Below are 10,196 nucleotides of genomic sequence, written 5' to 3'. Positions count from 1 at the left end.
ATTCCTTGAGTTGTGCGGCCACTTCGACGAGAGTGATGCCTAACAATTCGTTCAAGCCGATGCCGCTTCGCGGCACGGCTTAACTCAGGCGTTAGACGTCACAGGAGAGATCAATGCATCCGTACAGAAACTTCTTGCTAATGATTCTGGCGGCATCTGTGTTGATGTTTTGCCTCATGTACCTCAACACATATCAGTTCAGCCATGTCTGGTTTAGCCAGACTCGTCTGTTCATGACTTTCATCATGGCTGGATCAATGGCCTTGGTGATGCTCTTTTTCATGCGGCATATGTACAAGAGCAAGGTGGCTAACTTAGCCATTGTCATTGGCAGCGTTGGTTTAATGGCTCTGGGGTTGTGGCTAGTTCGTAGCCAATCTACGGTCGGTGACATTGCGTGGATGAAGGCAATGATTCCTCATCACTCAATAGCAATCCTCACAAGTGAGCGTGCCCGTATCTCTGACCCCCGTGTTAGGACGCTAGCCGACGAGATCATTGAGGCCCAGCGCCGCGAGATCGGCGAGATGGAGTCGCTAATTGATGATCTTCAAGATCAGCCAGTCGGAAGGTCGCAAGAGTGACGTCTAACAGTTCGTTCAAGCCGAACTTGCTTCGTTACACCAAAGCCATGGCCAAAGAGCTTGCCATGGCTTTGGCTCCACTGCGCAAGTCGGCTTAACTCAGGTGTTAGGGGCCTCGGATGCTTAGGAAACTGCTTGGAGTCTTTACAGCCGGAGCGGCGGCAGCTTCGCCCGCCACCGCCCATCATGTCTTTGGCAACAGCGTCTTCTCGCTGGATGCCCCGGCAATCTTTACCCGCAATGCTAAGTCGGAGGCGTTCCAGTTAGTCGCGCCCAATGACCTCGCCGCAATTACGGCCACTGCTTACGCAAAAACTGACGGCTCCCTTGACGAGTTTTGTGAGTATCGCTTCTCTACCATCGAGAATTTCTACAAACCTGTTTCTGAGCCTCAGGCACTTGAGGCTGCTCATGCCTCAGGCAAGCTCCAAGAGTTCGAGGGTACTTGGCCAGGTGCGAGCAGCCCCACCTACTATGTCGTCTCATGCTTACAGACTGGAGATGTGTACGTGTCGTTAAACATTGTCACTACACGCCAGCACTATTCAGCCTATCGTGCTCAGTACGGGGCAATGCTCGGGTCTATTCGGCCCGGCCCCTAACAATTCATTCAAGCCGAACCCGCTTCGCGGGTCGGCTTAATTCAGGCGTTAGGCCGGGGAAGAAGCATGCTCGCCAAGCCAGTTGTCTACATCCAGGTGCATGCTGGCTACCTTGTAGCCAAGCGGACAGGCGGCTCCAGCGTCCGCCGTGAGTGCGCCGCGCTGAGCCACCCGCGCACCCTCATGGGTGATTTCTTGGCAGTTGAGGCGTGCTTCAAGGCGGTGCTGAAGGAGCCGAGGGCCGGCGGCTTGTTTTCGGTCAGGCCCAGCGTGCTCGTTCACTTGGTCCCGGAAGCCGTAGGCGGCTACACCAATGTGGAGGAACGCGCCTTCCAAGAAGCCGCCGCTGCGGCGGGAGCGCGCACGTGCAAGGTCGTCGCGGGCGGCCAGCCGCTCACTGACGCTCAGGTGGCTGAGGCATGTCGGTAATCGAGCCCCGGCCTAACAGTTCGTCCAAGCCGACGCCGCTTCGCGGCGCGGCTTAACTCAGGTGTTAGGCCGCATGGGAAGCGTCGATACTCTCGAAATCCAGGAAGCGCTCCTGTCACCGCCTCGCCTGGTGCTGTTTTCCCACCGTCGGCGCATGGAGATTGCCGTGCCTGTGGATGAGGCTTGTGTGGGGTCCGTTGCTGCGGTGCTGCAAGAGCCGGGCGCGTCCTTCTGGTTGCGCTCCGTCAGCCATACTCTGGTGCCCGTTTTCCTGTTCTGGCGGCGCAGCGCGGACTTCGTTCTGATAGTTCGCGTCAAACGCGGGCCCGTCCGCCGAGAGGTTCGTATCCCCTGTGCCAAGGCATCTGGGGCGGCTCTACTTGCAGTGTCACGTGAGGAGTGGTCGGATGCGGCCTAACAATTCGTCCAAGCCGACGCCGCTTCGCGGCGCGGCTTAACTCAGGTGTTAGGCCGCTATGACAGATTTCGACCGGATCACCACCGAGACCTGGACCATCGCGTTCCCTAGCGATTGGATCGACCGTTCCGAGGGCGAGGACACTCTGTACTTCGAGGCACCGGCGGGAGACAAGGGCTTCTACGTCAGTCTCTGGCATATGTCGGATCAAGAACTCCGCGGTTCCCGCAAGCTTGTTGAGACTTTCCAAGAGACGGAGGTGCCCTCGTTTTTCCCGGAGGGTGAGGCTTGGAACTTGATTTGCCGCACTGCAGAGGGAGATGAGATCTCTGCCGTGGGCTTCTGGGAGGGGATCAATGCCGAGAGCAAGTACTGGATTTGTGGCAAGCAACTTGCTGCTGGCAAGTACGTTCTCCGAGCCACGTTCCACGACTATGATTCATATGGCCAGGAAGCTTCTGCAGATTTCTTCTCGCCAATCATCGGGTCGCTTGAGCTGCGCGCGGCCTAACAATTCATTCAAGCCGACGCCGCTTCGCGGCGCGGCTTAATTCAGGTGTTAGGCCGTCATGCGACCAATACTGGCAATTGCATTGACAAGCTCGCTACTTCTTTCCGCGTGCACTACCTGGAGCGTTCCCGCGGACAGGTCTTGCGCCGCTCGTGTAGGCGCATTCCAGGTTGGACAGGCGCTTGAACTCACTGGCGAGCTACGCATAGACCAACATGGCGACTTCGTCCGACCATACGGTTGCACCGGCCCAGCCCTTCGCGTTTACGGCATTCGCACTGCTAATGGCGCCGCTGCTGATCAGCTGCGCAAGGAGATCGACTCCACACTGTCACTCCTCGAGGTCTATTGGGTCATAGTCGCAACAGCACGCGTAGAGAAAGACAAGGACGATCTTATTCTCCACATTCTTTCTTTCCAGTCGGTAAGGCGCGCTGCGGAGCGGCCTAACAATGCGTTCAAGCCGACACCGCATCGTGGCGCAAACCACATGGCAGGTGCAGCTTGCCATGTGCTTCACGCCCCGCTGCGGCGCGGCTTCACTTAGGTGTTAGGGCGCACAACCGGGGACAACGATGGACTTAGGGCAAGCTTGGGGCGTTGTCACAGACGCATGTGATGCGCTCGGCCGCTTCATCAATGGCCCCTTTATGGCAGCGCTGCTGTCGGCTTTGGCGGGCGCTTTTGCCGGTGTTATCGGCGCGCAAAAGCTGGCATTACGCGAGGCGAGAAAAGCAGAGCTTGCTCAAGATTTTCGTCATTCAAGCGCAGCAATCACGCTTGCGTTCACACTATGCAATAACGTTCTGGCGGCAAAAAAGCAGTACATTAACCCTCTAACCGAAAAGTACGAATCAGATCGGAGTGCCGCGTTGGACGGCATAGAAAAAGCAAGTAGAGGCGAGGGCCCCATAAATCTCCACTTCCAAGCGCTGCTAACAAAGTTCCCGGTCTCCGAGTTTCCAACAGATGCGATCAAGGACTTGGTGTACGGAAAGTCACACCTAAACGGAAGAGGCTTGGCCCTAATAGCTATGCTTGAACTGTCTGTGGCTGAGTTTCGAGAGGCGCTCGCTACACGAAACGCGCTAATTGATGAGTTTGCTCAAGCGGGACGAGAAGAGTCTGAGTTTCATAAACGCTACTTTGGCCTGAAGGACGGCCGAGGTCATACACACCATTTGTTTCCGGACGTGGTAGACGCGGTTCATTCGTACTCCAATGATGTTGCTTTTTTCAGCGCTCTCCTCACAGAGGATCTGATCGAGCACTGTGAGAAGCTTAGTAAGAAACTGAAGAAAGATTTTCGCCATAAGACGCCAAAGGTCACTACCGTCGACTTTTCTGGCGCCAGAAGTGCAGGGCTCATCCCACCACCTAGCGATTACGAGTCGTGGCTCTCGGGGTTTGCACAGCATCCAGAAAGTGCGCCCTAACAATTCATTCAAGCCGACGCCGCTTCGCGGCGCGGCTTAATTCAGGTGTTAGGCCGCATGAAAGACTCGATCGCACGCCTGCTTGATCACTATGCAACGGTCACGGATGGCTCAAGTGCGCTCCTGCGGACGGATCTTCTTGCCTTGTGTCGAAGACACGCGGTTTCAGAGCTACAGTTCTGTGACACGTTCGCCCAAGAGCTTGCGTCCCGCTACGCATCCGGCGACCTAGATGCAGACCGCGCCGCCCTCGCGGCGGACGACCTCCATGCGGCTGCGGATTTCACCTTGCCACCCTTTGCTAGACGCGTGTTTGACCTTCTGGAGTATCGTGAGGCGTCGCCGGCGGAGGCTCGGCAGTTGCTAGCGCGGCACAGTTATGGCACTGCGGCCTAACAATTCATTCAAGCCGACGCCGCTTCGCGGCGCGGCTTAATTCTGGTGTTAGGCCGCAGCAGGGGAGATCGCAGTGGGGATACAAATCGAGCTCGCTGACGACGAGGCTCTTGTCCTTTTTGAGCTCTTGGCCACAGGCAAGCTGTGTGACAGTGTCGATGCTCCCGAGAGGAATGCTCTCTGGGCGCTCGAGGCGATCTTGCAAAAGCAACTCATTGCTCCGTTCTCGGAAAACTACTCCAGTCTTCTGGAGCAAGCCAGGTCGTCCTTGGTGGTTCGGTATGGCAACTGATAGTTTCGGCCGCCAGCGGCCTAACAATTCATTCAATCCGAAGCCGCTACGCGGCTCGGCTTAATTCTGGTGTTAGGCCCCTCCCATATGCTGTCGCTATCTGCACCCACGGCCGAGGACGAACAGGACTTGGGGCAGTTTGAGTTCACAAACCGGGCGTTCTTCGAATCACATATTAATGCGAGGGCGACATCCTTCTATGAGCCGGGCGGAATCGCAAAGGCGATCGCAGTTGCTCAGGCCGAAGCAGCAGAGGGCAGCGCGTATCAGTTCCTCGCGAGAAACGGGTCGGGCCACCTTGTCGCCCGTGTCAACCTTACCCGGGTCCGTGGCGACCACTTCCATAGCGCGGAACTGGGCTATCGCGTAGCCCAAGACCATGGCGGCAAAGGCTACGCGACTGAGGCAGTTCGGCTTGCGCTAGATTATGCTTTTGTGCGGCTCCGGCTTCACCGAGTCGAGGCCGCAGTTCGTTTAGGGAACGAAGCCTCCGCCAAAGTGCTTCTGCGAAACGGCTTTGTGCAATTCGGCCATTCAAGCCAGAGCTTCTGGCTCTCTGGCCAGTGGCACGACGTGCTTCACTTCGAACGGCACGGTGCCTAACAACGCGCTCAAGCCGACTCCGCATCGGGGCGCAAACCACATGGCAGGTACAGCTTTCCATGTGCTTCACGCCCCGCTGCGGCGCGGCTTAGCTTAGGTGTTAGGCCGCATAAATAACTTCGCAAGATCTTGGAGAACGGCATGACCGAGAGGCGCTACGACGATGAGATGTACAAAGCGCACGCTATTCGGGTTTTGGCAGAGCGCTACGATTCAAGCTCTGCCTGGACAATCGAGGTCCATATCCAAGCTCCAGATGGTTCGCACTTACCCACCATTCGCGACAGTGATCACTCGTATCCCACGCTCGAGACGGCTTTTTCCGCCGGTAGCGAGCTCGGCCGCCAGGTTGTGGATTCATGATCTCCTGTCTCAGGTTTGCCCATCTGCGGCCTAACAGTTCATTCAAGCCGAAGCCGCTTCGCGGCTCGGCTTAATTCAGGTGTTAGGTACCACAGGGGGTTTCATGCAGGTGAAGTTGTTTTGGGTAGAAGCGCCGATGCGAGACAAGGGATTTCTTCCTCGCGACAACGGTGGCAATGCGAGCGCTTTCGAGAGTCGCATCAATGAGTGGCTTTCTGATAACCCCGGCGTGGAGATCCATCACATCAAGCAATCAGCATCTGGCGGCAGCTTTGGTCCCGCACTTTGGCTAGTGTCGGTTTGGTACCGCAGTGTTAGTACACAGACTCGCATTGCCTAACGATGCGTTCAAGCCGAAGCCGCTTCGTTCCACCAACCGCATGGCAGGTAAAGCTTGCCATGTGGTTGGCTCCACTACGCGGCTCGGCTTAACTTAGGTGTTATGCCCCAATGTGGGTCAAGTGAGGACGTGATGGATTTCAAAGGAAAAATCGCACTGGTAACTGGTGCTGGGGACGGAATTGGCGAGTCCATTGCAGTGCGGCTTCTTGCTGGCGGAGCATCAGTAGCACTTATCAGTCGCCGCCTTGACCCTGTAGCTGCCATCTGCAAACGAATCGACCCAGAGGGAAAGAGCACTCTATCCGTAGAGGCTGATGTCCGCGATCCTGCTGCCGTCGAGTCCGCGATCAGGAGCGTTATAGAGAGATATGGCCGCCTTGACTTGGCCGTTAACAATGCAGGCATCCCCGGGCCGGCTGGCGTTCCTGTCCACGAGCTTGAGATCGACGCTTGGCGCGAGGTGATTGACACCGATCTGACCGGTATTTTCTATGGCATGAAGTATGAGATACCTGCCATGCTGCAAAATGGCTCTGGCGTCATCGTGAACATGTCGTCCGCCAATGGTTTGGTTGGCTTGCCGGGCATGTCCGCCTATACCGCAGCCAAGCACGCAATCATCGGGCTAACCAAATCTGCTGCATTGGAGTTGGCGGAGTCCGGGATAAGAGTTTGCGCTGTTGCGCCTGGCTACGTGGCCACTCCAAAAATTGTCGATTCTGGCAAAGACGTTACAGATTGGATGGCAAGCACGCACCCCATGAAGCGCCTTGCAACCCGTGAAGAAGTGGCTGATCTTGTCGCCTATCTGCTCAGTGACCGGGCTGCCTTCATGACAGGCAGCGTGCACTCCATTGATGGTGGGTACACAGCGCAATAATCGGTTGGGGCATAACAATTCATTCAAGCCGACGCCGCTTCGCGGCGCGGCTTAATTCAGGTGTTAGGCCTTGTTTCCCGCACTGTTGTTGCAATGCATCTTCGCCAGATCACAATCTTCGCTCGTCCGCGGCAGCTGGCACTTCGCACGCGCGGGACAGTTATCGGCAGTTGGTCCTGCGGCAGCTCGGCTTCGGACTGACGCGACTCTCTGCAAGGTTCGACCTCCCGGGTCGGCTTCGGAGCGGGCGCGGTGAAAGTTCTTGGCCGCGCGCCTCGACAACGTGGCTTCGTTCGCGGCAGCGGCACCGCAAATCTCCTGGGCCAGACTTGGTGTACTGTTCGGCGCAGGGGTTGGGCTGCCGCAAGACCGGGCGCAAGCCTGGTTACGGCGGCCTAACAATGCGTTCAAGCCGAAGCCGCTTCGTTCCGCAAAGCACATGGCAGGTACAGCTTGCCATGTGCTTCGCTCCACTGCGCGTCTCGGCTTAACTTAGGGGTTAGGCGGCACACGTGACATCCAACTACGTCAAGATCACGCTTCGCACAATCGCTCTACTCGGCGCAGCCGGCGGCATCGTCGTCTTGCTTCTATCAATTCTTGGTCCATCGGCCTTTCCACAACGCCAAGGCCTCTCGGCCGTGACGGGGCGCATTGCGTGGACAAGCCCAGATCGTTACAGCATCCGCTTCGGCGTTGTAGGCGACTCTAGAACCTTCGCCTACGCGCACAAGAGTGGTGATCGTGCAGCGGTAGCCTCTGCGCTCGCGGATGCTTCAGAGCAACCCATCACCATCCTAGTCAATCCGCGTGAGCCTCAACAAAGCTCGGCTGACCCATTCTTTCAAGTCTATGAGCTGAGATCTGACCAATCAATTCTGCGCTCTTATACCCAAGTGAAAGATGCCTGGGCGTCAGACTACCGATACGGCTACGTGGCAGCGCTTCTAGCATTCCTGGCAGCTGGCTTTCTGGAGTATCGGGCGCGTAGAGTGCCGCCTAACAATTCATTCAAGCCGAACCCGCTTCGCGGGTCGGCTTAATTCAGGTGTTAGGCCTCAGAAGACGATTCTCGCATGAGCCAACAAGAACAACTGCTCGCGTTTGCCATCTACGAGATCCGCCTTCTCTTGGCGGGACACCTCGGTAGCCAAAGCACATCCGAGCTACCGGTTCGTGCAGCCGCACATCTGGCCTACGCCTTGCACAATGAGGCTGATACTGCGCTTCGGGGCAACATTTTCGACGCCGAACAAGCCATTGAGAGGCTTGGCGCAGTTGATCGTATGCTCGGCACTGACTTTCAAGACCGATTCGCCAAGGCCACGACCAGTGAGGCCTAACAGTTCATTCAAGCCGAACTTGCCCGCTAGCGCGGCCAAGTCGGCTTAACTCAGGTGTTAGGGCCCACTTGTGAGTTCATCGTTCATTTGCTCAACTTGCGGCGAAACGCACGAAGGATTGCCTACCGATCACGGCTGGAAACTCCCAGACGTTGTGTGGGCCATTCCAGAGGCGAAGCGATCGAGCGAGGCCAAATTCAACAGTGACTTGTGCCAGTTCGGCGAGCACCATTTCATCCGCTGTGTTCTCAAGCTCCCGTTCAAAGAACAGCCTGGCTACTACGGTTGGGGCACATGGGTTGAGGTGGCGGAGTCAGACTTCTACCGCTACGTTGAGCTCTACGACAAAGACGGGAGCGCTGAGCCTCCGGTGTCAGGCACCATCGCCAACGCCTTTCCGGGATACCCACCAACCGTTGGCCTGCCTGTGATGGTGCAATTTCAAAGCAGCACCAGCCGACCTACGGTTGCGGCGGAGGCTGGCCACCACTGCCTTGCTTCGGAGCAATCTGCAGGCATAGACAATCGTCGCTATCACGAGATACTTGTATCCACTGGGTCACTGGGTGGGCCCTAACAATTCATTCAAGCCGACGCCGCTTCGCGGCGCGGCTTAGTTCGGGCGTTAGGCCGCATGGGCACAGTCGAAGGCACTCGCAGCATCACCATCTGGGATCGGATTTCTTACATCCGGCTGTGGCTTCTTGCACGCGCGCGGCCGCAGCTTCACTACGCAGCGGAAGTGCTCTTCCAAGCCTTTTACTACGGTTCGGTTCTTTGGCTTACAGTGCTTGTGCTCAACCTCTTCAACCTTGGAGTGGCCATAGATTTCGACTTTGTCGGGATGCTTGTCGGACCTCTGTGTGTTGGCGCCGTTGCCGCCGGCTTTGTCAGAGACTTGTTCGCCGCCCCGAGCTCCTTGCGAGGCTGGTGCGTAGCTGCTGTGTATGGCGGCGTGACTTGCCTAGTATTTGCCGTTCTTGTTGACCTTCGTTGGAGAGGACCGTCTCTCCTAGGAGCAGCGCTTGGCCTCGTTCTCGGCGCCGGCTTCTTTATGCTCCTCCACTGGCTGTACGAGCTTGAGGCGCGTAAACAGCGTGCGGCCTAACAATTCATTCAAGCCGAACGCCACAAGTGGCGTCGGCTTAATTCTGGTGTTAGGCCACGGGCTAGGAGATTCGGTTTGCCCAAATTTGTCGTCTTACTTCGTGACAAGAAGCTGGGAACTCTTTCCCAAGAGCTCTTGTTGGCTCATGTTGAGCATCTAAAGAGACTCGACGATCAGGGAAAGCTCGTGCTTTGCGGGCCACTTCATGAAAACGATGGAGCCATACAGATCCTAGAGGCAAACTCCCTTGAGGAGTCAAGGTTACTTGCCGAGTCAGATCCGTTCATTTCAAGTGGCTACTACGGTCACTACGAGCTATCAGAGATTATAGAGGCAAACAAGTCCAATAATTTCCTTATGGATTCACCGTAAACCCATCGCGTGCTGCGGGCGGCCTAACAGATCATTCAAGCCGATGCCGCTCCGCGGCATGGCTTAATTCTGGTGTTAGGGCGCATGAGATACGATATCGCCATTGAAGCCTTCAGAAAGCTCGCAAGTGAGATGGTCGCTGAGCTTGAGCAGGCAGTTGCGTCTGGGGACGAGCGCTACTACAACGCAGATATTGCCCTTCGCAATGTCGGGGAGTGGCTGCGCCGAGCCAACGACGGCACCTTGGCAGGCTCGTATGGGCCTTCCTTCGGCATTGGGAAGTCAGACCTCATGTTCGGGCCAGTGGAAGACCGCATGTATGAGCTGGAGCGCCTATACACAGACCACATACTGGATGCCCCGCGGCATGCGCCCTAACAATTCGTCCAAGCCGACGCCGCTTCGCGGCGCGGCTTAACTCAGGTGTTAGCAGCCAAGGAGAGTATCTCGTTTGCGCACCAACTATGTGCTGATTGACTACGAGAACGTGCAGCCATCGGCGCTGGCGGCGTTAGAA

At 56.7% G+C, this 10,196-nt stretch carries 12 protein-coding genes; all 12 read left to right on the top strand.

All coding sequences use genetic code 11. From position 1 onward, the window contains the following. Positions 1-140 precede the first annotated feature (140 nt). The 12 genes from G545_RS0100035 (at position 141) to G545_RS0100005 (ending at position 10,057) form a co-directional block, all read left to right on the top strand. Positions 141-584, top strand: a complete 444-nt coding sequence (locus G545_RS0100035; RefSeq protein ID WP_244874611.1) for a DUF305 domain-containing protein — start codon at positions 141-143, stop codon at positions 582-584. Positions 585-703: 119 nt separating this feature from the next. Further along, a complete protein-coding gene (locus G545_RS15490) occupies positions 704-1,186 on the top strand; it encodes a hypothetical protein (RefSeq protein WP_154656463.1) in 483 nt (160 codons plus the stop codon). Positions 1,187-1,252: 66 nt separating this feature from the next. Beyond that, entirely contained in the window at positions 1,253-1,615 is a 363-nt protein-coding gene (locus tag G545_RS12885; RefSeq protein WP_052106877.1) for a hypothetical protein, read from the top strand. A gap of 476 nt (positions 1,616-2,091) precedes the next feature. Next, complete coding sequence (locus tag G545_RS0100025; protein ID WP_027068623.1) at positions 2,092-2,544, top strand: hypothetical protein; 453 nt, start codon at positions 2,092-2,094, stop codon at positions 2,542-2,544. A gap of 575 nt (positions 2,545-3,119) precedes the next feature. Next, positions 3,120-3,980 (top strand): hypothetical protein, encoded by an 861-nt coding sequence (locus G545_RS15485; RefSeq protein ID WP_154656462.1) that lies wholly within the window; start codon positions 3,120-3,122, stop codon positions 3,978-3,980. 775 nt (positions 3,981-4,755) lie between these two features. After that, complete coding sequence (locus G545_RS15115; RefSeq protein ID WP_081677638.1) at positions 4,756-5,271, top strand: GNAT family N-acetyltransferase; 516 nt, start codon at positions 4,756-4,758, stop codon at positions 5,269-5,271. Between the two features lie 141 nt (positions 5,272-5,412). Next, the gene (locus tag G545_RS15480) at positions 5,413-5,634 is read left to right on the top strand and encodes a hypothetical protein (RefSeq protein WP_154656461.1); all 222 of its coding nucleotides are present in this window, start codon (positions 5,413-5,415) and stop codon (positions 5,632-5,634) included. A gap of 472 nt (positions 5,635-6,106) precedes the next feature. Next, complete coding sequence (locus tag G545_RS15110; RefSeq protein WP_081677639.1) at positions 6,107-6,856, top strand: SDR family NAD(P)-dependent oxidoreductase; 750 nt, start codon at positions 6,107-6,109, stop codon at positions 6,854-6,856. A gap of 1,076 nt (positions 6,857-7,932) precedes the next feature. Beyond that, positions 7,933-8,199, top strand: a complete 267-nt coding sequence (locus G545_RS0100010; RefSeq protein WP_027068620.1) for a hypothetical protein — start codon at positions 7,933-7,935, stop codon at positions 8,197-8,199. 70 nt (positions 8,200-8,269) lie between these two features. Further along, complete coding sequence (locus tag G545_RS16090; protein ID WP_081677637.1) at positions 8,270-8,776, top strand: DUF2199 domain-containing protein; 507 nt, start codon at positions 8,270-8,272, stop codon at positions 8,774-8,776. 606 nt (positions 8,777-9,382) lie between these two features. Next, on the top strand, positions 9,383-9,679 hold the full coding sequence (locus tag G545_RS16085; RefSeq protein WP_081677636.1) for a YciI family protein: 297 nt from the start codon (positions 9,383-9,385) through the stop codon (positions 9,677-9,679). An 84-nt stretch (positions 9,680-9,763) separates the two neighbouring features. After that, the gene (locus tag G545_RS0100005) at positions 9,764-10,057 is read left to right on the top strand and encodes a hypothetical protein (protein WP_027068619.1); all 294 of its coding nucleotides are present in this window, start codon (positions 9,764-9,766) and stop codon (positions 10,055-10,057) included. Positions 10,058-10,196 lie beyond the last annotated feature (139 nt).

This window comes from Lysobacter defluvii IMMIB APB-9 = DSM 18482, from assembly GCF_000423325.1.
In the GTDB taxonomy this organism is placed as follows: Bacteria; Pseudomonadota; Gammaproteobacteria; order Xanthomonadales; family Xanthomonadaceae; genus Novilysobacter; species Novilysobacter defluvii.
The sequence above is the reverse complement of the archived record's forward strand: the minus strand, read 5'-3'. Positions and strand labels throughout refer to the sequence as shown.